The 24,646-nt window shown below is 72.1% G+C and carries 25 protein-coding genes; 12 read left to right on the top strand and 13 right to left on the bottom strand.

All coding sequences use genetic code 11. The features are described from left to right. Nucleotides 1-38: 38 nt before the first annotated feature. On the bottom strand, nt 39-962 hold the full coding sequence (locus L3Q67_RS21805; RefSeq protein ID WP_499191218.1) for an acyl-ACP desaturase: 924 nt from the start codon (nt 960-962) through the stop codon (nt 39-41). A 159-nt stretch (nt 963-1,121) separates the two neighbouring features. On the opposite strand from L3Q67_RS21805, the gene L3Q67_RS21800 reads away from it, so the two are divergent. The 3 genes from L3Q67_RS21800 to L3Q67_RS21790 all read left to right on the top strand — a co-directional run bounded on the left by L3Q67_RS21800 (nt 1,122) and on the right by L3Q67_RS21790 (nt 4,566). Then, nucleotides 1,122-2,888, top strand: coding sequence for a DEAD/DEAH box helicase (locus tag L3Q67_RS21800; protein ID WP_499191217.1), 1,767 nt, complete (start codon nt 1,122-1,124; stop codon nt 2,886-2,888). Nucleotides 2,889-2,909: 21 nt separating this feature from the next. Next, complete coding sequence (locus tag L3Q67_RS21795; protein WP_499191216.1) at nt 2,910-3,386, top strand: DUF309 domain-containing protein; 477 nt, start codon at nt 2,910-2,912, stop codon at nt 3,384-3,386. Nucleotides 3,387-3,615: 229 nt separating this feature from the next. Then, the gene (locus L3Q67_RS21790; RefSeq protein ID WP_499191215.1) at nt 3,616-4,566 is read left to right on the top strand and encodes a GlxA family transcriptional regulator; all 951 of its coding nucleotides are present in this window, start codon (nt 3,616-3,618) and stop codon (nt 4,564-4,566) included. 14 nt (nt 4,567-4,580) lie between these two features. Here L3Q67_RS21790 and L3Q67_RS21785 read toward each other — a convergent pair whose 3' ends face one another. The 3 genes from L3Q67_RS21785 to L3Q67_RS21775 are packed head-to-tail and all read right to left on the bottom strand — an operon-like array spanning nt 4,581 to nt 8,184. Beyond that, nucleotides 4,581-5,690: a CapA family protein gene (locus L3Q67_RS21785; protein ID WP_499191214.1), complete on the bottom strand. Its 1,110-nt coding sequence runs from the start codon at nt 5,688-5,690 to the stop codon at nt 4,581-4,583. Nucleotides 5,691-5,729: 39 nt separating this feature from the next. Next, nucleotides 5,730-6,617, bottom strand: coding sequence for a serine/threonine-protein kinase (locus tag L3Q67_RS21780; RefSeq protein ID WP_499191213.1), 888 nt, complete (start codon nt 6,615-6,617; stop codon nt 5,730-5,732). Between the two features lie 10 nt (nt 6,618-6,627). Then, nucleotides 6,628-8,184 (bottom strand): N-6 DNA methylase, encoded by a 1,557-nt coding sequence (locus tag L3Q67_RS21775; protein ID WP_499191212.1) that lies wholly within the window; start codon nt 8,182-8,184, stop codon nt 6,628-6,630. A 65-nt stretch (nt 8,185-8,249) separates the two neighbouring features. Between L3Q67_RS21775 and L3Q67_RS21770 the strand changes: the two genes are divergently transcribed. After that, nucleotides 8,250-8,960 carry a PP2C family protein-serine/threonine phosphatase gene (locus tag L3Q67_RS21770; RefSeq protein WP_499191211.1) on the top strand — a complete coding sequence of 237 codons (711 nt, stop codon included), beginning with the start codon at nt 8,250-8,252 and terminating at the stop codon, nt 8,958-8,960. A 74-nt stretch (nt 8,961-9,034) separates the two neighbouring features. Here L3Q67_RS21770 and L3Q67_RS21765 read toward each other — a convergent pair whose 3' ends face one another. Next, entirely contained in the window at nt 9,035-9,934 is a 900-nt protein-coding gene (locus L3Q67_RS21765; RefSeq protein WP_499191210.1) for a transketolase family protein, read from the bottom strand. Between the two features lie 5 nt (nt 9,935-9,939). Then, nucleotides 9,940-10,626 carry a thiamine pyrophosphate-dependent enzyme gene (locus L3Q67_RS21760; RefSeq protein WP_499191209.1) on the bottom strand — a complete coding sequence of 229 codons (687 nt, stop codon included), beginning with the start codon at nt 10,624-10,626 and terminating at the stop codon, nt 9,940-9,942. A 52-nt stretch (nt 10,627-10,678) separates the two neighbouring features. On the opposite strand from L3Q67_RS21760, the gene soxR reads away from it, so the two are divergent. From soxR to L3Q67_RS21730, 6 genes are all read left to right on the top strand, one after another. Further along, nucleotides 10,679-11,140 carry a redox-sensitive transcriptional activator SoxR gene (gene soxR, locus L3Q67_RS21755; RefSeq protein WP_209669146.1) on the top strand — a complete coding sequence of 154 codons (462 nt, stop codon included), beginning with the start codon at nt 10,679-10,681 and terminating at the stop codon, nt 11,138-11,140. Between the two features lie 47 nt (nt 11,141-11,187). Beyond that, complete coding sequence (locus L3Q67_RS21750; protein WP_499191208.1) at nt 11,188-12,444, top strand: PP2C family protein-serine/threonine phosphatase; 1,257 nt, start codon at nt 11,188-11,190, stop codon at nt 12,442-12,444. Beyond that, nucleotides 12,441-13,472, top strand: a complete 1,032-nt coding sequence (locus L3Q67_RS21745) for a cobalamin B12-binding domain-containing protein (RefSeq protein ID WP_499191207.1) — start codon at nt 12,441-12,443, stop codon at nt 13,470-13,472. The genes L3Q67_RS21750 and L3Q67_RS21745 overlap by 4 nt, the downstream gene beginning before the upstream one ends. After that, complete coding sequence (locus L3Q67_RS21740; RefSeq protein WP_499191206.1) at nt 13,469-13,780, top strand: STAS domain-containing protein; 312 nt, start codon at nt 13,469-13,471, stop codon at nt 13,778-13,780. The genes L3Q67_RS21745 and L3Q67_RS21740 overlap by 4 nt, the downstream gene beginning before the upstream one ends. Then, nucleotides 13,780-14,304, top strand: a complete 525-nt coding sequence (locus tag L3Q67_RS21735; protein ID WP_499191608.1) for an RNA 2'-phosphotransferase — start codon at nt 13,780-13,782, stop codon at nt 14,302-14,304. Before L3Q67_RS21740 ends, L3Q67_RS21735 begins: the two co-directional genes overlap by 1 nt. A 102-nt stretch (nt 14,305-14,406) precedes the next feature. Further along, nucleotides 14,407-15,609: an IS30 family transposase gene (locus L3Q67_RS21730; protein ID WP_499183822.1), complete on the top strand. Its 1,203-nt coding sequence runs from the start codon at nt 14,407-14,409 to the stop codon at nt 15,607-15,609. A gap of 46 nt (nt 15,610-15,655) precedes the next feature. On the opposite strand, the gene L3Q67_RS21725 is transcribed toward L3Q67_RS21730, so the two are convergent. The 5 genes from L3Q67_RS21725 to hisD are packed head-to-tail and all read right to left on the bottom strand — an operon-like array spanning nt 15,656 to nt 20,001. Continuing rightward, nucleotides 15,656-15,814 (bottom strand): CG2302 family histidine operon protein, encoded by a 159-nt coding sequence (locus L3Q67_RS21725; protein ID WP_209669153.1) that lies wholly within the window; start codon nt 15,812-15,814, stop codon nt 15,656-15,658. After that, nucleotides 15,815-16,414 (bottom strand): imidazoleglycerol-phosphate dehydratase HisB, encoded by a 600-nt coding sequence (gene hisB / locus L3Q67_RS21720; RefSeq protein ID WP_209669155.1) that lies wholly within the window; start codon nt 16,412-16,414, stop codon nt 15,815-15,817. Beyond that, complete coding sequence (locus L3Q67_RS21715; RefSeq protein WP_499191607.1) at nt 16,411-17,526, bottom strand: histidinol-phosphate transaminase; 1,116 nt, start codon at nt 17,524-17,526, stop codon at nt 16,411-16,413. Before L3Q67_RS21715 ends, hisB begins: the two co-directional genes overlap by 4 nt. Nucleotides 17,527-17,563: 37 nt before the next feature. Then, nucleotides 17,564-18,688 (bottom strand): aminotransferase class V-fold PLP-dependent enzyme, encoded by a 1,125-nt coding sequence (locus L3Q67_RS21710; RefSeq protein ID WP_499191205.1) that lies wholly within the window; start codon nt 18,686-18,688, stop codon nt 17,564-17,566. Continuing rightward, on the bottom strand, nt 18,685-20,001 hold the full coding sequence (gene hisD / locus L3Q67_RS21705; RefSeq protein ID WP_499191204.1) for a histidinol dehydrogenase: 1,317 nt from the start codon (nt 19,999-20,001) through the stop codon (nt 18,685-18,687). Before hisD ends, L3Q67_RS21710 begins: the two co-directional genes overlap by 4 nt. Nucleotides 20,002-20,057: 56 nt before the next feature. Here hisD and L3Q67_RS21700 point away from each other — a divergent pair, with 56 nt between their 5' ends. After that, nucleotides 20,058-20,849, top strand: coding sequence for a carbon-nitrogen hydrolase family protein (locus L3Q67_RS21700; protein WP_499191203.1), 792 nt, complete (start codon nt 20,058-20,060; stop codon nt 20,847-20,849). Between the two features lie 331 nt (nt 20,850-21,180). Here L3Q67_RS21700 and L3Q67_RS21695 read toward each other — a convergent pair whose 3' ends face one another. After that, nucleotides 21,181-21,834, bottom strand: coding sequence for a response regulator transcription factor (locus L3Q67_RS21695; protein WP_499191202.1), 654 nt, complete (start codon nt 21,832-21,834; stop codon nt 21,181-21,183). 6 nt (nt 21,835-21,840) lie between these two features. Next, nucleotides 21,841-23,250 (bottom strand): type VII secretion protein EccB, encoded by a 1,410-nt coding sequence (eccB, locus tag L3Q67_RS21690; RefSeq protein WP_499191201.1) that lies wholly within the window; start codon nt 23,248-23,250, stop codon nt 21,841-21,843. A 206-nt stretch (nt 23,251-23,456) separates the two neighbouring features. Between eccB and L3Q67_RS21685 the strand changes: the two genes are divergently transcribed. Next, nucleotides 23,457-24,554, top strand: coding sequence for a type VII secretion protein EccE (locus L3Q67_RS21685; RefSeq protein ID WP_499191200.1), 1,098 nt, complete (start codon nt 23,457-23,459; stop codon nt 24,552-24,554). Nucleotides 24,555-24,646: the final 92 nt, after the last annotated feature.

The raw sequence follows: 24,646 nt of genomic DNA, 5'->3' as shown, positions 1-24,646 counted from the left end.
TCGAACCTACCGGAGGAGACCGACAGAATCGGCGGACATCAGCCCGGCTGGCGTGCCAGCGCCTGCGCCCGCCGCTCGACGAACCGCGTGGCCTGCTTCTCCAGCCGCGTCAGGAACTCGTGCAGTTCCTCCCGCGCGCGCTCGCCCTCTTCACCGAGACCCTCCAGGTCGAAGACCCGCCAGTGCCGCAGCAACGGCCAGATCACCTCGTCGTGGTGGATGCTCAGGTCGTAGATGCCCGCCTTGGCGATCTGCGCGGCCTTGCGCACGAAGCCGGGGATGATGCTGCCGGGCATCTGGAAGTCGATCACCTCGTCGGCGATCGCGCGCACCATCGCGTCCGGGGTGACCTCGAGCGCGGCGGTGACCAGGTTCCGGTAGAAGATCATGTGCAGGTTCTCGTCCATCGCGACCCTGGCCAGCAGCTTCTCCGCGATCGGGTCCTGGGTGTACCGGCCGGTGTTGCGGTGCGAAAGGCGGGTCGCCAGCTCCTGGAACGAGACGTAGGCGAACACGTGCAGCAGCGGCTTGTCCTCGCTGTCGTAACCCGCCTGCATGGTCGCCATCCGGGCGCGCTCCAGCTCGACCGGGTCGACCGCCCTGGTCACCAGCAGGTAGTCGCGGATGCAGATGCCGTGGCGCCCCTCTTCGGCGGTCCAGCGGTGCACCCAGGTGCCCCAGGCGCCCTCCCGGCCGAAGGCGCGCTCGATCTCGCGGTGGTAGCTGGGCAGGTTGTCCTCGGTGAGGAGGTTGACCTCGAGCGCGGTGCGGGCGATCGGCGAGACCTCCGACTGCTCCGGGTCCCACGCTTCGCCGCCGAGATCGGCGAAGTCGCGGCCGCGGCTCCACGGCACGTACTCGTGGGGCATCCATTCCTTGGCGACGTCCAGGTGCCGGTTCAGGTTTTCTTCGGCGGTGGACTCGAGTTCGAGCAGCAGGCGGGCGGTGTCGGAAATCGGCATGGGCCAAGCCTTCGGGCTGAGGGAAGTGAACCTACGCAACCGTAACCTACGGCACCGTAACCAGCAACCGCCGCGGTGGCGCAGGTCACTGGGGCAGGCCGCCTAGACTGATCGCACTGGCGCCGGGCACCCGCGGCCCCTTCCACGTTCGGAGAACACATGTCGGGCCGCCGCCCCACGCAGGACACACCTGGTTTCGCGGACCTGGGCGTCCCCGCGCCGTTGGTCACCGCACTCGCCGCCGGGGGCGTGCTGTCGCCCTTCCCGATCCAGGCCGCCACGCTGCCGCATTCGCTGGAGGGCCGTGACGTCCTCGGCCGCGGCCGGACCGGTTCCGGCAAGACCTACGCCTTCGTGGTGCCGCTGCTGGCCCGCCTCGCGGCGAACCCGGTCAAGCGGCGGCCCGGACGCCCGCGCGCGCTGATCCTGGCGCCGACCCGGGAACTGGTCACCCAGATCGACGCCTCGCTCGCCCCGCTGGCCAAGGCGCTTTCCCTGCGCACGCTGACGGTGTTCGGTGGCGTCAGCGCGAATCCGCAGATCAGCGCGCTGCGAGCGGGCGTGGACATCGTGATCGCCTGCCCCGGGCGACTCAACGACCACCTCGCGTCCGGCCACGTGCACCTCGACGCGATCAAGATCACCGTGCTCGACGAGGCCGACCACATGGCGGACCTCGGTTTCCTGCCCGGTGTCCGGCGCATCCTCGACGCGACCCCGGCGGACGGTCAGCGCCTGCTGTTCTCCGCCACCCTGGACGCCGGGGTGGACGTCATCGTCAAGCGCTACCTCAGCGATCCCGTGACGCACAGCGTGGATTCCGCGCAGTCGCCGGTGTCGACGATGGCGCACCACGTGCTGCACGTGCACCCGGACGACCGGCTGCCGGTGCTCATCGACCTGACTTCGGCGCCGGGGCGCACGCTGGTCTTCACGCGCACCAAGCACCGCGCGAAGGCGCTCACCCGCAAGCTCAACGCCTCGGGCGTGCCCGCGGTGGAACTGCACGGCAACCTCGGGCAGAACGCCCGCACCCGCAACCTGGCGGCGTTCTCGGAGGGCACGGCGAAAACGCTGGTCGCCACCGACATCGCGGCCCGCGGCATCCACGTCGACGACGTGACGCTGGTGATCCACGCGGATCCGCCGGTGGAGCACAAGGCGTACCTGCACCGCTCTGGCCGCACCGCACGGGCGGGCGCGTCGGGCACGGTGATCACGCTGATGACCGACGAGCAGGTACCGGACGTCCGCGACCTGACGCGCAAGGCCGGGATCAAGCCCCGCACCACGCGGCTCGACGCCGGGCACCCGCTGCTCACCGAACTCGCGCCCGGCGAACGCTCCTTCGTCAAGCCCACGCCGAAAACGCCGCAGCCGCAAGGAAAAGCCCAGCCGAGCCGGTCCATCGCGCAGGCCACGGGCCAGCGGGGAACGCAGGACGAAGCTCGCGCCGAGACCACGGGACGCGGCAACGGGCGCGGCCGGGGCCAGGGGCAGGGCACCAGGCGAGCCAACGGACAGGGCCAGACCCGGGGCCAGGACCAGGCCTGGGAGCAAACCCCGGGCCAGGGCCGCGGACAAAGCCGGGATCAAGGCCAGACCCGAGGCCGAGGCCAGAGCCAGAGCCGGGATCAGGGCCGAGGCCAGGGTCAGGAACAAGGCCAGGGTCGAGGTCAAGGGCAGGGCCGGGGTCAAGGGCAGGGTCAGTCCAGGGGGCGGGCGCAGGGCTCGGGGCAGCCCGGGGCGCGGGCCGCGGGACAGGCTCGGCACCAGGCGGCCGACCAGCCGAAGGGGCGCGGTCAGGCACCGTCCAGGACCCAAGGTGCCGGGCAGCCCAAGGCCGGGCAGCGGTCACGGCCGTCCGGGAATTCGGGGGCGGCGAAGTTCTCTTCCGGCAGCAGGGCGGGGCGGCGCGTGCGCTGACCACCGTGCCAGAATCCGGGTATGCGAGACCGCGATCCGGAAGGACGGGCACGCAACGCCAGGCCGAGGGACGGCCTCGGCAGGCCGCTGCCCTATGGCGTGCCCGGGGTCGAGCGGCAGCCGGAGGGCGTCGAGCGGACGCCGGCGGAGACGCTGGCCGAGGCGCAGCGCCTCCTCGACGCCGGGATGCCGTTCCACGCGCACGAGGTCTTCGAGGACGCGTGGAAGACCGGCCCCGAGGCGGATGAAGGGCTCTGGCGCGGCATGGCCCAGCTCGCCGTCGGGCTGACGCACGCGGCGCGCGGCAACTCCGTCGGCGGCGCGTCCCTGTTGCGCCGCGGCTCCGCCAACATCGAGGCGTACCGCGCCGACGAGCCGTACGGGATCGACATCCCCGGGCTCGTTCAGTGGGCCGCCAGCCTGGCAGGCGAGCTGGAAACGCGGCCGGAGGTCATCGCCCCGGAACGGGCGGCACCCCGGCTGGCGCGCCCGGCCTGAACCCGGAGTTCGGTGCGCACGCGGTCCAGGTCGCGGTCCTCCCGGCCGCTCCCGGAGTACGACGGCCTGGCCTGGCGGCGGTGGTTGCGTTCGATGGCGTAGACGGACAGGGCCAGCAGCAGGATCAGCACGAAGTAGCTCATGGCACTTATTGTTCGCTCGTGCATTTGCTGCCACCAGTGGCAGATCTGACCTTGTGCGGCAAAATCCTGCCATCTACGCTGTCCGCATGCTGAAGACCGTGGCCGCGCTGGTGATCGAGGACGTCGCGCCGTTCGAACTGGGCGTGCTGTGCGAGGTGTTCGGCGTCGACCGGACCGACGGCGGGGTGCCGCCGATCGACTTCCGGGTCTGCGGCGAGCGCGCGGGCGTACCCGTGCGGGCGAGCATGGGCATGTCGGTGACGCCGGACCACGGGCTGGACGGGCTCGAGGGCGCGGACCTGGTGGCGCTGCCCGCCTACGGCATCCGCGACGAGTACCCGGAGGCCGCGCTCGAAGCCGTCCGCCAGGCGAGCGCGCGGGGCGCGACCGTGCTGACCGTGTGCAGCGGCGCCTTCTTCCTCGGCGCGACCGGACTGCTCGACGGCAGGCGGTGCACCACGCACTGGCGCCACGTGGCCGCGTTCGCCGCGCGCTTCCCGGACACGGACCTCGACCCGGACGTGCTGTTCGTCGACGACGGGAACCTGGTCACCAGCGCCGGTACCGCGTCGGGCATCGACGCCTGCCTGCACGTGGTGCGGCGGGAGCTCGGGTCCGAGGTGGCCATGCGCATCGCGCGCCGGATGGTGGTGCCGCCGCAGCGGGAGGGCGGGCAGCGGCAGTTCGTCGAAACGCCGATCCCGGAGTGCACCGGGGACAGCCTGCAGCCGCTGCTGGCCTGGATGCTGGAGAACCTGACCGCCGAGCACACCGTGGCCGGGCTGGCGCGGCAGGCGAAGATGTCCGAACGCACCTTCGCGCGCCGGTTCGCCGCGGAGACCGGCACCACGCCGAACCGGTGGCTGTCCACGCAACGGGTTCTGCACGCCCGGCGGCTGCTCGAAGAGACCACGCTGAGCGTGGACGAGATCGCCGCGGAGACCGGCTTCGGCACCGCCGCCCTGCTGCGGCACCACTTCCACCGCGTCGTCGGCGTCTCACCGAAGGACTACCGGCGCACCTTCGCCCACTCCTAGCGGCTCAGCGGCGGTTACTTCCCCGGGCGGGTGAGGCCGTGGTCGGCGGCCTTCCGGCTCAGCACGACCTCGTCGGTGCGGGTGAGGGCTTCCTGGTGCCGGGGTGACGCGGCGCTGGTGGCGTCCACCAGGCGGATCGGCGGGCCCAGGTCGACCAGCGTCGGCACGTACTCGGCGCGGTCGACCTTCCAGCCGCCGCCGTCCTTGGTGAAGTGGAACCGCGCGGCCACGCCCTCTTCGGTGGTCCCCCGCGGCTCCGAGTGCTTCGCGATGTGGTTGCCCAGCCCGTAGGCCACCCACTTCTCGCCGATCTTCTCGAACGGCTGCACCACGTGCGCGTGGTGCCCGATGATCAGGTCGATCGAGTCGTCCTTGAGCAGTTTCTTCGCCAGGTCGGTCTGTTCCTTCGTGGGTTCCGAGCGGTATTCGGTGCCCCAGTGCAGGCTCGCGATCACCACTTCCGCCCCGGCTTCGCGGGTCTTGCGGGCCGCCGCGACGACGTCGGCGGCGTCGAGCGTGTTCGACATCCACGGCTTGCCATCGGGCAGTTCGATCCCGTTGAAGCCGAAGGTGAACGACACGTGCCCGACCTTCGTGCCCGCCGCGTCCAGCAGCAGCGGGGTGCCCGCCTCCTTCGACGACCGCGCCGAGCCGGTGTGCTTCAGCCCGGCCGCGTCCAGCCCGTCGAGCGTGCGCTCCACCCCGTCCTCGCCCTGGTCCAGGGTGTGGTTCGAGGCCGTCGAGCAGGCGTCGTATCCGGTGTCCTTCAACGCCTCGGCGATCTCCGGCGGCGCGTTGAACGACGGGTAGCCGCTGTACGGCCCGCCGGGCTCGGCCAGCGGCACTTCGAGGTGGCACAGGCCGAGGTCGGCACCGGACACCACGGGCTTGACACCGGCGAACTGCGGCCGGAAGTCGATCTTGCCCTTGCCGTCGGCTTCGGCCTGCTCGGTCAGCGCCGGGTGCACCAGCACGTCCCCGGTGGCGACCACGGAGAAGCCGGGCGCGGTGGGGGTGGGCGGCGGTGGAGGTGGCGCAGCCGGCGGCGGGTTCTCCGCCGCGGAACTACAGCCAGTGACCAGTAGTGCCCCGACGAGCGCAGCCAAAAGAAACCGTCGCTCCATCGTGTACTCCCAACCCACCCCGTTGATCGCGGACGGTGGTCACCCTCCCATACCGTGCACCTGGCCGACCATGCTGGCGTACATCCGCGCCGGGCTGACCGCCGGTGAGAGGTAGCCGGGCAGCATCGGCGGGTTCGCGGTGAACGGCCGCAACCGCTCGAAGAACTCAGCCGCGTTCGACGGCCGGTCCTCCGGTGCCTTCGACAGCACCTGCCCGAGCAACGCGCCCAGCGCCCCGGGCAAGCGCGGCGGCTGCTCGCGCACCTGCTTCTCGAACACCGCGAACGCGGTCGGCCCGGTGAACAACTGGTTCCCGGTCAGCATCTCGTGCAGCACGCACCCCAGCGCGTACAGATCGCTGCGCGGCTCGGCGACCCCGCGCTGGATCTGCTCGGGCGCCATGTACGCGGGCGTGCCGAGAATCTGCCCTGCCCTGGTGAACTGCGCCACGTCGGCTTCCCGCAGCATCGCCAGGCCGAAGTCGAGCACCTTGACGCTGCCGTCCGGGCAGAGCATCAGGTTCGTCGGCTTGAGGTCGCGGTGGCAGATCGACAGCTCGTGCGCCGCCGCGAGCACCGCGCTGGCCTGTGCCGCGATGGCCGCGGCCCACGGCACCGGCAGCGGCCCGTGCTCGCCGACCAGGTCCGCCACGGTCACCCCGTCGATGAACTGCATGACCTGGAACAACCGCTGGTCGAACATGCCGAAGTCGTAGAGCACCGGCACGCCGGCGTGTTCCAGGCGCGCCAGGATCCGCGCCTCGCGGACGAACCGGCGTTCCAGCTCGTCGTCCGGCCCGCCGGGCAGGCGCAGGAACTTCACCGCCACCCGGCGACCGAGGTGCTTGTCGTGCCCGGCGTGCACCGCGCCCATCCCGCCTTGGCCGAGCGGGAGGTCGTCCAGCTCGTACCGATCGGCGATGAGCATCTCGGCCTCCTCAGTCCTCCGGCTGCAAATGGCCGTCCGCCAGCCCGTCGAAGCCTAGCCGCACCAGCCTTTCCCCGTATTCGGCCGCCTCCGCCAGTTGTGCCTCGAACTCGCCGAGCCGCCGGAACGCCCGCCCATAGGCCCGTTGCTCGGCCAGCGGCAGCCGGGGCACGCGCACGCGGCGCAGGTCCAGCCGGGTGGAGTTGGAGGTCATCCGGTGCATCGCCGAACGCAGCAGCCCGGCCAGGAAGTCCGGGTCGATGCGTTCGGGATCCACGCGGTATTCGGTGCCCGCCGGGGACTTCACCGGCACGCCCTCGCCGGATTTGCGCACCAGCCCGGCTTTGATCAGCTCGCCGATGGTGATCAGCGGCCACGAGCGGTCCTGGGTGAGCACCGCCAGCTCCGGCGCGTCCAGCGCCCGCGCGCGGAAACCCTCCAGCGCGGCCAGGAAACTCTCGCCGCCATCGGCACCGCGGTGCCGCGCCGGGCTCAGGTCCACGTCGTCGTCGAGCAGGTCGATCACCCGAGTCGTCCAGGAATCCGGCTCCGCCCAAGCCTTTTCGACCATCGACAAGTCCTCTGTGGACTCCATGAGCAGCACCCGGTCCCCGCCGGTGCCGGGTTCCGGGCGGCGCAGCAACCACAGGTCCCTGGTGCCGTCCGGCATGGTCACCACCGCGCGCAACGCCCCGGCACGCAACAGGTTCCCGCGGATCCGCCTGCCGGACCGGCGGCCGGCGACCGCGGGCGGCAGCAGGATCGCCACGGTCCCGCCGGGGCGCACGTGTGCCAGGCAGTGCTGCACCCAGGCCAGTTCCGGTTCACCGCGCGGCGGCACGCCGTAAGCCCAGCGCGCGTCACCGGCCAGTTCCTCGTGCCCCCAGGCCCGTTCGTTGAGCGGTGGATCGCACAGCACGGCGTCGGCGACTTCGGTGCCGAAGGCGTCGTGGCGCAGCGAATCGCCCGCGACCACCCGCGCGTCGATCCCGGCCAGGCGCAGGCGCGTGCCGGTCATCGCGGCGGAGGTTTCGTCCAGGTCCTGGCCGCAGGCGCGCGGCGCGGCGGCGGCGAGCAGCAGCGCGCCGGTGCCGCAGGCCGGGTCGAACACCGAGTCCACCCGGCCTGCCAGCCGCGCCATCAACTCGGCGATCGGCCCAGGGGTCACCGGCAACCGGCGGACGTGCACCTCCTGGTAGCGCTCGTAGAGGAACTCGAACACCGCGCGGCGGCCGAGTTCGCCCACCGCGCCGCTGAGCAGTTCGTCCGCCCGGAAACCACCGTCCTCCAGTGCGATGCCGGTTTCCGCGACCAGTTCGCCGAGTGCCAGGTCGTCGGCCGCCGCGCGCAGCCGTTGCCAGACCCGCTCGGCCAGTGAAACCTCGAAGCGCTTACCGTTGCGGCGCAACCAGTCTTCGACCTCGGCCAGGGAGAACACCGGACTGGAGGCGGTTCCCCCGACCGGACGCGGGAAATCGTCGTAACGGCGGCGCCAGTTGCTCACCGCCGCGCGGCCCACGTCGACCAGCCGGGCGATGTCGCCGGCGGTCACGGTCGCTTCGTTCATAACGACATGCTAATCCACGGCACAATCACTTGTGTATTGAGTTCACAACATGCTCTACTGGAAGCATGACACAAGAATTCCGTGTGGTGGTCGACACGGATCCAGGGCTCAACCGCAAGGGCAACGAGGACGCCGCCTACGCGGGTTCCCGGGTGCTCGTGCTGGCTGACGGCATGGGCGGGCACACCAGCGGTGAGGTCGCCAGCGCACTGGCCGTGGACGCACTGCGCGAACTGGACAAGGAACCGCACGAGGACCTGACCGGCGCGCTCGCCGGAGCGGTCGCCGAGGCGGGCAGGCTGCTCGACGAGCACGCGCCCGCCGGCGCGGGCACCACGGTCACCGCGATGCTGTGGAACGGCCCCAGGTTCGGCCTGGCGCACATCGGCGACTCACGGGGTTACCTGCTGCGCGACAGCGTGCTCTACCAGATGACCCGCGACCACACGCTGGTGCAGACCCTGGTCGACGAAGGGCGCATCACGCCGGAGGAGGCCGAGGTCCACCCGCGGCGGTCGATGCTGGTGCGCGCGCTGCAGAGCGGGAGCACGCACGAGCCGGACCTCTCGGAACACGAAGCGGCGCCGGGAGACCGGTTCCTGCTGTGCTCGGACGGGCTGACCGACGTGGTCAGCGACGAGGCCATCCGCGAGGTGCTGGACAGCGTCGCCGACCCGGACGCCGCGGTGCGCCGGCTGATCGACCTGGCCAACGCGGGCGGCGGGCCGGACAACATCACCTGCCTGCTGGCCGACTATCTGGGCGAGTCAGCCTAGGCGCTGTCCGGTGAGTCAAGGTCGCGCTCTCCGCGCCCAGGCGGTCCCTGGATCACGAAGCCCATCGACCAAACTCACCGGACAGCACCTAGGAAAGCGCGCACGGACGCGGCGATGCCCTGTTCGTCGAGTCCGTGCGCCACGTCGTGGTCGGCCATGCCGCCGTAGATGCGCACTTCGCGATCGCGGCGCACACCCAGGGAAAGCAGGCGGTGCGGGCGATCGGTGAGCGCTTCGGCCACCTGGTGCGCCGAAGTGCCCGCGAGATAGGGCTCGACGAGCACCACGTCCGCGGTCGCGCCGTCCACCGCGGCGCGCAGTCCGGCCGCGTCGAACGGGCGCACGGTCGCGGTGTAGAGCACGGTCACGTCCAGCGCGGCGGTCGCCGCGAGCACCCGGTCCAGCATCGGGCCGACGGCGAGCACCACCCCTCGGCCACCGCGTCGCAGCACCTGGAAACCCGCGCCGATGAACGGTTCCGCGTTGACCGCTTCGGACAGTCGCAAGTAGACACTCGCGTCCCCCGGCAGTGACTCGCAGAGCAGCCTGCGTGCCTCGGCCGGGTGTCCCGGCACGTGCACCGTCCAGCCGGGCAGCGAGTCGATCAGCGCCACGTCCCCCGGTGACTGGTGCGTTCGCCCGGCGTAGGACATGTCGTAGGACGCGCCGGAGGACACCAGCACCGCGCCGGCGCCCTGGTGCCCGAGATCCAGTTTCACCTGCTCGAACGGGCGCTCCACGAGGAACGAGGCGAAGGTGTGCACCACCGGGCGCATACCCGAGAGCGCCAGCCCGCCCGCGACGCCGACCAGCAGCTGTTCGCGGATGCCGACGTTGATCACCCGGTCCGGGTGGCGGCGCCGGGCCGCGCGCACCCGGTCCACCGAGATGTCGGCGAGCACCAGCGCCAGTCGCGGGTCCACCGCCATCGCTTCGTCCATTGTGGACGTGAATTCGTCGCGCATGCTCGACATCGGTTTCAGCCCTTCCGTTCCACTTCGGCGATCACGGCCAGCGGGCGCCCCGGGTGCGATGCGGTGAAGGCCTCGTGGAGCGCTTCGTGGTCGCGGCCGTCGACCGTGCGCGTCGCCCAGCCCTCCACCGCGAAGCGCCGCGCGATGCCGCCCGGCCAGCCGAGGCTGGCGGACCGGTTGTCGACCACCACCGCGGTCAGCGCCTCCATGCCTTCCCGTCCGGCGAGCGCGATCGCCTCGTGGTTGGAGCCCTCGTCCAGTTCGGCGTCCCCGAGGAGCACCACCACCCGCGCGCCGATCCGCTGGGCACGCAGGCCGTAGACCTCCCCCACGGCGATCCCGAGCCCGTGCCCGAGCGAGCCGCTGGAGATCTCCACGCCCGGCACGCGCATCCGGTCCGGGTGCATGCCGAGCCGGGACTCCACCCCCGCCCAGCCGGGGAGGTCGCCCTCGGGCAGGAAGCCCTTCGCGGCGAGCACCGCGTAGTAGGCCATCGGCCCGTGCCCCTTGGAGAGCAGGAACCGGTCGCGGCGCGGGTCGTTCGGCTGCCGCGGTGAGATGTTCAGCACCCGGTCGTAGAGCACCCACAGAACGTCTACAGTGGACGTAGCCGCGGCGGAGTGCTTCTCGTCGCCGGTCATCAGGCCGATCAGCCGGGGCAGTTCGTGGTAGCCGGTGGCGGTGGCAGTCATGTCACGACCGTGCAACCTCGACCTAAGTCGAAGTCAAGGCTATGGTGGCCGGGTGACCAAACTCGCCGACCACCTCAGCATCGGGCAGGTCTCCGAGCGCAGCGGGGTACCGCACACCGCCCTGCGCTTCTACGAGGACAAGGGCTTGATCCACTCCGAACGCTCCGCCGGGAACCAGCGCCGGTACGCCCGGTCGGTGCTGCGCCGGATCGCCTTCATCCGGGCCGCCCAGCGGGTCGGGCTGAGCCTGGAGCAGATCAGCGAGGCGCTGTCCACGCTGCCGAAGGACCACGCGCCGACGAAGGCCGACTGGACCCGGCTCTCGCGCAACTGGCAGTCCGAGATCGACGCGCGGATCGACGCGCTGCAGCGCCTGCGCGACCGGCTCACCGGCTGCGTCGGCTGCGGTTGCCTCTCGCTGCGGGTCTGCGGGCTCTACAACCACGACGACCAGATGGCCCGCTTCGGCCCCGGCGCGCGATTGCTCAAACCCGCCGCCGAAGGTGGGGTCTGACGACCCGCTCCGGGAAGTACCCTCGACAGGAGCCGAGAAGGAGCCTGATGCAACCTGGGACGGACGCCCCCGCGACGACCGGCCTCGCCGAGCGGGTCACCGGTGAGCTGGCCGGTTCGCTGAACCTGCGCCGCACCGCGTTGCGCCTCCTGGACCTGCTGTGCCCGGCGTTCGCCGACTGGGCCGTGCTGGCACTGCCCGAACTGCGCTCCGGCAGGCTCGTCCTGCACGGCGGCACCGAACTGACCGCGACCACACCCGTCACCGTCCGTGTCGACCCGGACACCGGGCTCGGTCGCGTGCTGTCCTCCGGGCGCACCGAGGTGCTGCACGTCGCGGAGGAGGACGGAACCGCCCTCGACGCGATGCTCCCGCACCCACGGCTGCGGGAGGAAGCCGCCGAACTGCGCCCGGCCGACATCGCCGGGGTGGCGCTGACCGCCCGCGGGACCACCATCGGCGTACTGGTGCTGGTCCGCGGCTCGAACCGCGGCTTCCCCGCCGAGGACGTCGAATCCGCCGAGCGGCTGGCCGCCCGTGCCGCGCTGGCGATCGACTCGGCCCAGCTCTACGAAGACCGCACCCACGTCGCGTCGGTGTTGCAGGCCGGGTTGCGCCCGCCGGAGCTGCCCGAACTGCCCGGCGCGCGGATCGCCGCCCGCATCCGGTCCGCCGCCGAGCACCTCGACCTCAGCGGCGACTTCTACGACGTGCACGGCGCCGGGGACGACTGGCTGGTCGTGCTCGGCGACGTCTGCGGCAAGGGCGTGGAGGCGGCCGTGCTGACCGGCCGCACCCGGCAGAGCATCCGCACCGCCGCCTACTTCGACCGGCGCCCGTCCCAGGTGCTGACCGCGTTGAACACCGTGCTCTACGAAGCCGAGTCCAGCCGGTTCGTGGCCGTGGTGTGCGTGCGGCTGCGCCCCATCGGCGACGGCAGCTCCGCGGTGGCCAGCGTCGCCGTGGCCGGGCACCCGCCACCGGTGATCCTCCGCGCCGGCGGCTCGATCGAGCAGATCGAGGCCGTCGGCACGGTCGCCGGTGTGCTGCCGGACCTGGCGTACCGGGAGGTCGACGTGCGCCTGCACGTCGGCGACACGATGCTGCTGTTCACCGACGGCATCTACGAGGCGCGCGGCGCGGACGACTTCTACGGCATGGGCCGCCTGGCCGAGCTGCTGCCGGCGTACGCGGGTGCGGGCCCGGAACCGTTGTGCGAGGCGGTCGAGCGGGACGTGCACGAGTACCTCGACGGCCGCCCGCACGACGACATGGCGTTGTTCGCGGTGTCCTGGGGCCGATGACCGTGCCGGGACTCGCCGAAGCGGCGGACCGCTTCGACCGCGCGCTGGAGGCGGTGGACACCCCCGCCGCCACCGCCCTCATCGGCGAACTGCTCGACCGGGGCGAGGATCCGGTGGCCGTGCTGGTCGAGGTGATCGCCGCCGCGCAGCGCTCGGTCGGCCTGCGCTGGCAGCGCGGTGAGTGGCCGGTGGCCAGGGAGCACGCGGCGACCGGGGTCTCGGCCGCGGCCGTCGAGGTGGTCGCGCGGCACGTCCGCCGGGTGCCGGTCACCCGCGGGCGGGTGGTGGTGGCCTGCGCCGAACGCGAATGGCACGCCCTGCCCGCCATGCTCATCGGCCACGCCCTGCGGGCGAACGGCTGGGACGTCACCCTGCTCGGCGCCTCGACCACGACCGCGCGGCTGAACCGGTACCTGCACGACCTGGGGCCGGACGCGGCCGCGGTCAGCTGCTCGGTGCTGGGCGCGCTGCCCGCCGGCCGCCGGTTCATCGAAGCCGCCACCGCGGCCGGGATCCCGGTGCTGGCCGGTGGTTCCGCGTTCGGTCCCGACCCGGTGCGGGCGCTGGCACTGGGTGCGACCGCGTGGGCGCCGGGTGCCCACAGCGCCATCGACGCGATCGCGAAGCTGCCGGCCGTGGTCCCGGCGGCCCCGCCGCTGCCCGCCGCACCCGCCGCCGAGCAGGCCGAGCTGGAACTGGCGCACCGGCGCCTGGTGGCCGGGCTGCGCACCACGTGGACGCTCGCAGCCGATGTGCTGGCCGACGCGCCCGTGAGCCTGCAGGCGGTCGCGAAGGACGTGCTCGACCAGGCGCTGCACGCGGTTTCGGCGGCCCTGCTCACCGGAGACCAGCGGCCCATCCCGGAAACCGCGGCCTGGCTGGCCGACCTGCTCGCCGCCCGCGGCGCCGGCGTACACCCGGTGGCGGAACTGGGTGAACTCCTCGCCGCCGGTTTGGCAGACTTCCCCTTGGCGCGCGAACTGGTCGTGGCGCACTGGGCCGGCGGACTGGTCGGGACGGAACGATGAACGAGTTCAGCTATGACGTGACGGTCTCCGCCGGGCGCGCGGTGGTCACCACCGCCGGGGAGCTGGACGCGCACACCGGCGCCGACTTCCGGCTGGCGCTGCCCGAACTCGCCGAGGTGCACCAGGACCTGGTGCTCGACCTGGCCGGACTGACCTATGTGGACTCGACGGGGCTGAGCATGTTCCTCGCCGCGCACAAGCGCGCGGCCGCGTTCGGCGGGCGCGTGCGGTTGCGCGGGGTGCCGCCGTTCCTGACGCGGCTGCTCGCGGTGACCGGGCTCAACGGCATCCTGCCGGTGCTGCGGTGATCGAACAGCGGCGGCTGGTCAAGCTGTCCAAGCGGCTGTCGAAGGTCCTGCGCCACGATCCCGCCTCGGTCGGACTGGAGCTGGACCCGGCGGGCTGGGTCGCGGTCGACGAGTTGCTCGCCGCGGTCGGAATGACGCGGGCGCAACTGGAGGAAGTGGTCGCCCGCAACGACAAACGGCGTTATGCCTTCGACGGGAGCGGAACGCGCATCCGCGCGAACCAGGGACACAGCGTGGCGGTCGAACTCGAACTGCCGGTCGCCGACCCGCCGGAATTCCTGTACCACGGCACGATCGCGGCTTCGCTGCCCGCGATCCGCGCGGAAGGCCTGCGGCCCATGGCCCGGCACGCCGTGCACCTGTCCCCCGACGAGGAAACCGCCCACCGGGTGGGCTCGCGGCGGGGCAAACCGGTGATCCTGCGCGTGGCCGCGCAGCGGATGGCCGCGGCGGGGCACGTGTTCCACCTGAGCGAGAACGGCGTCTGGCTCACCGACGCCGTCCCACCCACATTCCTGACCTAGCCGATGCGAGGTGCCGTGAATGTGGCTTTCACGGCGGAATGTGCCGTGAAAGCCACGCGGTGTCTAGCGGTGGTTGCAACTCCTGAGTGAGGAGGGGTTGTGATGGGTCGTCGGTTGTTGCCGGTGGGTGTGGTGGCGGGGTTTTGGGAGGGGGTGCGTGCGGGGTTGTCGGTGCGGGCGGCGTCGCGGGTGGTGGGCGTGTCGCACGAGACAGGGCGGCGGTGGTTCGCTCAGGCTGGTGGGGTGAGCGCGAACGCGAGGATTCCCCGGCCGGGGTCGGGCCGGTTTTTGAGCCTGGCCGAGCGGGAGGAGATCGCGGTGGGGATCGCCCGGGGTGAGTCCAACACGCAGATCGCCGCCCGGCTGGGGCGGGACAAGTCCACCATCGGCCGGGAGATCGACCGCACCGTGGGCCGGGTGCTGGGCACCGAACACGCCGGCACCGATGTGCGAGAACACTACCGGGCCTCGGTCGCGCACGAACTGGCCCGCGAACGCGGCAAACGGCCGAAACCGGCGAAACTGGCCGTGCACCGGCAACTGCGTGAGCAGGTCCAGGCCGGGCTGAACCAGAAATGGTCCCCCGCGCAGATCAGCGCCACCCTGCCCGAGCAGTTCCCCGACGACCCCGGCATGCGCATCAGCCCGGAAGCGATCTACCAATCACTGTTCGTCCAGGCCCGGGGTGCGCTGCGGCGGGAACTGGCCGCCTGTTTGCGCACCGGGCGGGCACTGCGGGTCCCGCGTAACCGGGCCCGCGCCCGCGCGCAAACCTCGAAACTGGGCCACCCGATCCCGATCTCCCAGCGCCCCGCCGAAGCCGCTGACCGCGCAGTACCCGGACACTGGGAAGGCGACCTCATCCTCGGCACAAACAACGCCTCAGCGATCGGGACCCTGGTCGAGCGCTCCACCCGTTTCGTCATCCTGCTGCACCTACCGGATGGTCACAGCGCCGAACAGGTCCGTGACGCGATGATCCCCGCCATCACCGCCCTGCCCCAGCATCTACGCCGCTCGCTGACCTGGGACCGCGGCAACGAAATGGCCCGCCACCCCGACATCACCCTGGCCACCCGGATGCCCATCTACTTCGCCGACCCCTCCAGCCCCTGGCAACGCGGCTCCAACGAGAACACCAACGGCCTGCTGCGCCAGTACTTCCCCAAACACACCAACCTGACGACCCACACCGCCGACGACCTCGCCCACGTCGCCGCCGAACTCAACAACCGCCCACGCCAGACACTGGGCTGGCACACACCAGCCCGATGCCTACGTGAACTACTATCCCAACCAACCTAAGTTGCAACCATCGATTGAGACCACCCCACATTCACGGCATCAGCGACTAGCCGGCCAGCCAGGCGATGGCGCCGCCGACGGCCAGTACCGCGCCGACGCCGAGCAGCATCGCCAGGCCGCGGGCGGTCTTCCAGGTGCTGTACACGCCGCCGATGAGGAAACCGGCCAGTGCCAGCAGGCCGACGATGACGAATTCCTTGGGCATCTACAGCACACCCTTGGTCGACGGGACACCGTGCGCACGCGGGTCGGCTTCGGTCGCCGCACGCAGGGCGCGGGCCACCGCCTTGTACTGCGCCTCCGCGATGTGGTGCGGGTCGCGGCCGTGCAGGACCCGCACGTGCAGCGCGAGCTGCGCGTGGAACGACAGCGAGTCGAACACGTGCCGGGTCAGGACGAACGGGTAGTTCCCGCCGATGGTGAAGGTGTTGAACTGCTCCGGCTCGCCGAGGTGCACGCAGTACGGCCTGCCCGAGACGTCGATCGCGGCGTGCGCCAGCGTCTCGTCCATCGGGATCCACGCGTCGCCGAAGCGGCGGATGCCCTTCTTGTCACCCAGCGCCTGGCGGATCGCCTGGCCCAGCACGATCGCGGTGTCCTCCACCGTGTGGTGCGCGTCGATGTGCACGTCACCGGTGGCGTCCACCTTGAGGTCCAGCGACCCGTGCGCGCCGAACGCGGTGAGCATGTGGTCGAAGAACGGCACGCCGGTGGCGATCTCCACCTCACCGGTGCCGTCGAGGTCCAGCTGGACCGAGATCGAGGACTCCTTGGTCGTCCTCTCCACCTTGCCCACACGGCTCACCGGAGCACCTCCTTCGCGAAGACTTCCTTGGCGACGCCGAGAAAGGCGTCGTTCTCCTCCGGCGTGCCGACGGTCACCCGCAGGTGCCCGGCGATGCCGACGTCGCGGATCAGCACGCCCTGGTCCACAAAGGACTGCCAGGCGGCCGGTGCGTCGGCGAAGCGGCCGAACAGGATGAAGTTGGCGTCGCTGGGCACCGGCGTGGCGCCCAGGCCGAGCAGCGCGTCGGCCACCCGGTCGCGCTCGGCGGCGAGCTTGGCCACCGAGGCGAGCGTGGCCTCGGCGTGCCGCAGCGCGGCGCGCGCGGCGGCCTGGGTCAGCAGCGACAGGTGGTACGGCAGCCGGACCAGCTGCAGGGCGTCCACAATGGCCGGTGCGGCGGCCAGGTAACCCAGCCGTCCCCCAGCGAACGCGAACGCCTTGCTCATCGTGCGCGAGACGATCAGCTTCGCCGGGAACTCCGCGAGCAGCGTCACCGCGCTCGGCTGGGCGGAGAACTCGACGTACGCCTCGTCCACCACGACGATGCCCGGCGCCGCGCGCAGCACTTCGGCCAGTTCGCCGGTCGGGATGGAGCCGCCGGTCGGGTTGTTCGGGCTGGTCAGGAACACCACGTCGGGGGCGCGCTCGGCGACCACGCGGGCCGCGGCGGCGGTGTCCAGGCTGAAGTCGTCACGACGCGGCGCGGGCACCCATTCGGTGCGCGTGCCCGCCGAGATGATCGGGTGCATGGAGTAGGACGGCTCGAAGCCGAGCGCGCTGCGCCCCGGCCCGCCGAACGCCTGCAGGATCTGCTGCAGCACCTCGTTGGACCCGTTCGCGGCCCACACCCGCCGCTCGGTCAGCGGCACGCCGGTGCTCGCGGACAGGTAGGCGGCGAGGTCGCGGCGCAGGGCGACGGCGTCCCGGTCGGGGTAGCGGTGCAGCCCGGCGGCCACCTCGCGCACGGCCTCGGTCACGTCCTCGACCAGCGCGTCCGGCGGCGGGTACGGGTTCTCGTTGGTGTTCAGCCGGACCGGCACGTCCAGCTGGGGCGCACCGTACGGGCTTCGTCCGCGCAGGTCCTCCCGCAACGGCAGCTCGTCCAGCGTCACCGCGCCTACCCTGTCCACCTCGTCCACCGCCCCAGCCTAAGGCGTGGCGAAGGCCTCACCGCAGGCCGGTCACCACGGTGAGGAACTCGTCGAGCTGGGTCCGCGTGACGAAGTAGTGCGGTGACGCGCGGACCATCGCGCTCAGGCCCCGCCGTCCCATGTCGAACCTGGTCGAGCCCTCGGAGGTCACGCTGACCACGATGTCCTTGTCCCACAGCAGGTCCTTCACGCGCTCGGGCGACAGGCCGCCGACGGTGAAGGTGACGATGCCGCTCGGGCGCTCCCCCAGGTCGTGCACGGTCACGCCGGGGATCCCGGCCAGCCCGGTCCGCAGGTGCTCCGCCCGCTCGCCGATCTGCGCGGCGATCTGGTCCATGCCCAGCTCGAGCGCGTGTTCGGCGGCCTTGAGCAGGCCGAGGCGGTCGGCGACGCCGAACTCCCACAGCTCGTGCAGGCGCGCGTCCTGACGCATCCGGTACTCCCACAGCCCGGCCCAGTCGGCGCCGCTGTGGTCGAACAGCCGGGGCCGCAGCCGGTCGGCCACCGCGCGCCGGACCACCAGGAAACCGGTGCCGCGCGGCCCGCGCAGCCACTTGCGCCCGGTGCCGCTGATCAGGTCCACGCCCAGGTCGGCGGCGTGCACCGGCAGCTGGCCCACCGACTGGCAGGCGTCCAGCAGCACCAGCGCGCCCGCTTCGTGCGCGGCCTCGGTCACCTCGCGGACCGGGTTCACCAGGCCGCCGTTGGTCGGCACGTGCACCAGCGAGACCAGCTTGACCCGCTCGTCGAGGAGGTTCCGCAGCGCGGCCACGTCCAGCTGGCCGATCTCGTCCGAGGGCACCAGGTCCACGCGCGCGCCGGTCAACTCGGCCAGCCGCAGCAGCGCCACCGCGTTCGCGCCGTACTCGGCCTCGCTGATCAGCACGCGGTCACCCGGCTCCAGCGGGATCGAGTCGACCAGGGTCAGCCAGGACCGGGTGGCGCTGTCGGTGAACGCGACCTCCTCCGGCGCGCAGCCGAGCAGCTCGGCGAACACCGGGTAGGCGCGTTCGAGGTCGTCCTCGCGCTCGGCGGCCGCGCGGTAGCCACCGACCTCGGCTTCGCGGCGCAGGTGCCCGACCATCTCGTCGAGCACCTCGGACGGCGGCAGGGAGGAACCGGCGCTGTCGAGGAAGATCACTTTTCGAACCTCGCGGTGATCGCCTCGCCGTGCGCGGGCAGGTCCTCGGCGTTGGCCAGTGCGACCACCTTGCCCGCCACCTCGCGCAACGCCTCCTCGCTGTAGTCGACCACGTGGATGCCGCGCAGGAAGCTCTGCACCGACAGGCCGGACGAGTGCCGCGCGAAACCGCCGGTGGGCAGCACGTGGTTCGAACCGGCGCAGTAGTCGCCGAGCGAGACCGGGGCGTAGGCGCCGACGAAGACCGCGCCCGCGTTGCGGACCCGGGCGGCCACCGCGCGCGAGTCGGCGGTCTGGATCTCCAGGTGCTCGGCGGCGTAGGCGTCCACCACCCGCAGTCCGTCGTCCACAGTGGACACCAGGACGATCCCGGACTGCTTGCCGGACAGGGCTTCGGTGACACGCTCGGTGTGCTTGGTGACCGGGACGCGGCGGGCCAGCTCGGCGTCGACGGCGTCGGCGAGCCGCTCGGAGGTGGTCACCAGCACGCTGGCGGCGAGCGGGTCGTGCTCGGCCTGGCTGATCAGGTCGGCGGCCACGTGCGCCGGGTCGGCGGTGTCGTCGGCGAGCACCGCGATCTCGGTCGGGCCCGCCTCGGAGTCGATCCCGATCAGGCCGCGCAGCAGGCGCTTGGCCGCGGTCAGGTAGATGTTGCCCGGGCCGGTCACCACGTCCACCGGGACCAGTTCGGCGCCGTCGGTGTCGGTGCCGCCGTAAGCCAGCAGCGCCACCGCCTGCGCCCCGCCGACCGCCCACACCTCGTCGACGCCGAGCAGTTCGGCGGCGGCGAGCACGGTCGGGTGCGGCAGGCCGCCGAACTCCGCCTGCGGGGGTGAGCAGACCACCAGCGAGCCGACGCCCGCCGTCTGCGCCGGGACCACGTTCATCACCACGGTCGACGGGTAGACCGCGAGCCCGCCCGGCGCGTACAGCCCGACGCGCTCGACCGGCACCCAGCGCTCGGTGACCGTGCCGCCTTCGACCACCTTGGTGGTGACGTCGGCGCGGCGCTGGTCGGCGTGCACCTTGCGGGCCCGCTTGGTCGCCTCTTCGAGTGCCTCGCGGACGGCGGGGTCGAGTTCGGCCAGCGCGCGGACGCGCTCTTCGGCGGGCACCCGGATCGCGGACGGTCGCACGCCGTCGAAGCGCTCGCCGTACTCCAGCGCGGCCTCGGCACCCCGCTCGCGCACCGCGTCCACGATCGGCCGGACCAAATGCAGTACGGCGTCCACGTCGGTTCCGGCGCGCGGCAGGGCGGCGCGCAGTTCGGCGGGGGACGGGGTACGACCTCGCAGGTCCGTGCGGTTGAGCATGACCATGAGCGTATCGGTAGCCGGGTCGGTAGCTTGGCAGCGGAGAGGAGACGCCCGTGCCCCGAATCGCGCTCTGCCAGCTGACCTCCGGTACCGATCCGGCCGCCAACCTCGACCTCGTCCGGGAGTGGACCGCGCGTGCCGCCGGGGACGGTGCCCGCGTGGTGGTCTTCCCGGAGGCGGCGATGGCCGCGTTCGGCGTGCCGCTCGGCCCGCTCGCCGAACCGGTCGACGGCCCGTGGGCCACCGCGGTGTCGGAGGTCGCCGCCGAACACGACGTGCTGATCGTCGCGGGCATGTTCACCCCGGCGGGTGACCGCGTGCGCAACACGCTGCTGATCACCGGCCTCGGCGAGCACCGCGGGTACGACAAGATCCACCTCTACGACGCCTTCGGCTTCAAGGAGTCGAACACGGTCGCGCCGGGCGAGTCGACCGCCACGGTCACCGTGGACGGCACCGTGCTCGGCCTGGCCACCTGCTACGACGTGCGGTTCCCTTCGCTGTTCCAGAAGCTGGCCGAGGAGGGCGCCGCCGCGGTGCTGCTGCCCGCGTCGTGGGGCGCCGGGGAGGGCAAGCGGGAACAGTGGGATCTGCTGGTGCGGGCGCGGGCGCTGGACTCGGGCAGCTGGGTGCTCGCGTGCGACCAGGCCGATCCCGCGGTGACCGGGGTGGAAGTGAACCCGAAAGCCCCGACCGGCATCGGCTACTCGCTGGTGGCCGACCCGTTCGGCCGGGTCCACGCACAACTGGGCGCGGACGCCGGCCTCCTGGTCGCCGACATCGACCCGGCGCTCTCCCTGGCCTCCCGGACCGCCACCGCCGTCCTCCCGAACCGACGCCTCTGACCCGGCTCCCTGTCACGAATGTGGCTTTGGGGGCGGATTCGGCCCCCAAAGCCACATTCGTGTCCGATGGGGGGCCGCGAGTGTGGAAGTCGGCTGCGGGAGTGTGGGACTCGCCCGGGATCCAGCGCGGCCCGGGCGAGTCCCACGTTCGCGCACCTGAACCCCGCACTCCTGCAGCCGAACCCCACACCCAGGACGCCGAGTTCCACAGTCAGGGCCTCCGGCCCCCCGCTCCCCTCGCCGAGCTGGGCGAGCTGGCTCGAATGCTATGAGTGGGGCATTACTAGCGTTGAATGCAAGTAATGCCCCACTCATAGCGTTTGCCGGGGGGCTACGAGGGGTGGGCGATGCCTTCTTCGATGGCCAAGCGGGTCAGTTCGGGGCGTCGGCGCCTGCCGGTTTTGTCGCGGATCCGGTCCAGGTAGGACCGCACGGTCCGGACGCTGATCGACATGGCCTCGGCGATGTCCTGGTCCCGCTCCCCCGCCGCGACCAGCGAGAGCACCTGCCGTTCCCGTTCCGAGAGCACCAGTTTCGGCCCGGCGTTGCGGTCCCGCGTGGAGTTCAGCACGAACGAGGCCAGCGTCGGCGAGACGTAGGAGTTGCCGGAGGCGATCTCCCGGATGGCCCGCAGGATCTCCTCACCGTCGGCGTCCTTCGACAGGTAGCCGCGCGCCCCGGCCGAGATGGCGCCCAGCACTTCCGACTGCCCGGCGTGCGCCGAGACCACCAGCACCTTGTGCCCCATGCCGACGATCTCCATCACCGCCGCGGCGTCGGCGATCCCCCGCAGCTTCAGGTCCAGCACCACCACGCTGCCCGCGGGCTGGCGGCACACCGCGAAGCGGGCCACCGAGTCGGCGACCGCGCCCAGTTCGATGTCCTCGGCTTCTTCGAGCACTCTCGCCACGGCCGCGCGGTAGAGCGGATGGTCCTCGATCACCCCGACCCTGATGGCTTGCGTGCTGACCACTCCTCGACTCACCCCAGTTCACCCGAATCCGGCGGCCGCGGCCGGGTCCAGCGCGGGCCCGCTCGGCACCAGCGCCAGCAGGCCGGCGGACACCGGCAGCTTAGGTACAGCACCATAACCCAGCGCGGCCAGAGCTTCACCGCTCGCGACGGGGTACTTGGTCCCGAGATCGGTGAGCACGTAGACCGTGCCCGACGGCTGTTCGGCGAGCACCGCCCCGCCCGAGGGTGGCACGTAGACCTCGTCGGCCGTCCGGCCGTCCCCCGTGGTGACCGGCTGGGTGCGCGCTCCGCCGGGCAGCGGGATGTTCGCGCCGACCGTCACCCTGGCCGTGTGGGAGCCGTCGCCCTCGGCGCAGACCGCCACGCTGTCGCCGTTGACCTCGACCGCCGCCGGGATGCGGTCCGGGTATCCGGCCGGGTCGGCACCACCGGCGGTGCCCGCGTCCGCCGCCAGTCCCGCCGCGGCGATGTCCGCGGCGGACACCTCGACCGTCTGGCTGCCACCGCTGGAAACCTGGGCCGCGGCGTTCGCCGGGGCCTGCATGATCAGCGCGGCCTCGGTCTGGGTGATCGGCGCGAGCCCTTCGGCGCGCACCAGGTAGTAACCGGGTGAGCTGGTGCCCGCGACGCTGAGCACCTGGCCGATCTCGGTGTCGCGGCCACCGACCCGCAATCCCTTGCGCCCGGCCCCGTCGACCGCGACGAAGTCCAGATCCCGGCCGGCGGGCACGCTGTTCAGCCAGCGGCTCGACACCACGATCGGCACGCGGCGGTCGTACCCCAACGCCGCGCTCGCCTCGGGGCTGAGCCGGAACCGGTGCCCGGAACTGACCAGGAACCGCTCGCCGCCGGGCAGCCGGGCCAGAAGTCCTTCGCCGGTGGCGAGTTCACGGCCGGTCGACGGGGTGCCGAGCAGCGCCGAGGTGTGCGGCTCGGCGTCGGTCGGCTGGTCACGACTCGTGCGGGAACAGGAAATCCACGGGCTGGTCAGCAGTCTTTCCTTGCCCGGCAAGGAATCCGGGGCGCCGGGGATGCCGACGCGGGCGCCGCGTCCGGCCTTGGCGAGGTTCTTGGCCGGCACCTTGACCGTGGCCGAGCCGTCGCCACCGGCCAGCAGCCGCGCGGAGGCGTAGTTCAGCACCGGGTGCAGCGTGCCGTTCTCACCGAGGACGAACCGCGCTCCGGTCTCCTCCTCGACGATCACCTTGCCGCCGGAGAGCCAGTCCTTGCCGCCGGACGGTTTCAGCAGGCCGATCACCCCGAACACGGCGGTGATCAGCAACGCCACCGCGATACCGATGATGGTGCCGAGCACCAGTCTGCGCCCCGGGGAGACGGGGTGGTTGGCGTCGGCCGAAACGAGTGCCGAGACCAGGCGCCGGCGCAGGAACTGGTACGCCTGGATCTGGTCCCGCTGAGTCCACACCGCTTGTTACCCCCGAAGAGAAGCCTGCCGCGAAGGCCAATGCTAGGTACGAATGCACTCGCTGATGTGGGCAATTTTTCCGGCAGCGCCGCTGTCGGTGTCCGGATACCGTTTGCCGAGGGGGAGTCGAGAGGGGCCATCCTGTGTCGTTGTCGTCGCCTGCCCCCTGGCAGAGCCGGACTCCAGCCGTGCCAGCAGTGCCAGCCGTGCCACTGCCGTCGGGCGGCCGGGAGCCCGGCTCCATCGCGGATCCGGCCGTGGCGCCGTGGATCCTGCCGGTGCGTGCCCGCCAGGTGGCGATCTGGGAGGTCGCCGCGCTCGGCGCGCTGGGCGCCTACGGCCTGGGCGACGGCTTCACCGCCGTGTCGATCACCGCCATCGTGGTGGCCGTGCTGGTCGTGCTGACCACCTCCGTGCGCATCACCGGCAAGCACCTGGCCGGCTGGCTGTGGACCTGGCTCACCTTCCGGCTGCGGCGGCACGACGACCGCCGCGAAGGCGCCGGGCCGATGCACTCGCTGGTCGGTGAGACCGCCATCCGCCAGCACACCGACCGCGCGGGCAACCGGCTGGGCATCGCGGGCGTCGGCGACGGCTGGACCTCGGTGGTGCGGCTGACCGGCGGTGGCCTGCCCGCGGTCGGCACCCTGCTCGACGTGCTCGGCGCGGCCTACCGCCGGGCCGACATCCCGCTGGACAGCGCGCAACTGGTGGTCTGGACCGCGCCGCGGCCGGGGCAGACGCCGCTGCGGGTGTGCTGGCTGGCCGTGCGCTACCGGCCCGCCGACGCGCCGATCGCCGCGATGGCCAGGGGCGGCGGCGAACTCGGTGCCCTGCGCACCACCGCGAGCGCCGCGCTGGGCCTGGCGGGCGCGCTGGCCGACGTCGGTTACGAGAGCACCGTGCTCGAAGCCGGGGAACTCGGCGAGGAACTGCGCGTCGCGCTCGGCGCGGAACCGGACTTCGGCGCCGAGGCCCCGGAGTTCACCGACGACTGGCGCTGGTGGTCGGCCGGGACCGGCGAGGGCCGCATCCGGCAGTCGTGCTTCCGCCCGCTGTCCGACCGCGACCTGCCGAAGCTGGTCACCGGCCACGTGCCGACCGCCGCCTTCACCACCGTCTCGTACACACTGAGCCGGACGGCCGCCGGACGGGAACGCGCCGACGTGACCGTGCGCGTGGGCACCCGCGGCGACGCCGAGCCGCCCACCGGTTCACCGACGTTGTGCGGAGTGCCACTGGTCGCGGTGAACGGGCGGCACGCCGAACACGTGCGGCGCTCGCTGCCGCTGGCTTTGCCGTAATTTGGCCGCGCCTCCGGCGCGGCGGCGAGGTCGCTTTTGAGCCGTTCATCGGGCTGCGGTACGCCGTGCCGCTGGGCGGCCCGACGCGCCAC

This window comes from Saccharothrix sp. AJ9571 (genome assembly GCF_021725495.1).
Classification (GTDB): Bacteria; Actinomycetota; Actinomycetes; order Mycobacteriales; family Pseudonocardiaceae; genus Amycolatopsis; species Amycolatopsis magusensis.
This window is presented reverse-complemented; position numbering and strand designations above follow the sequence as displayed.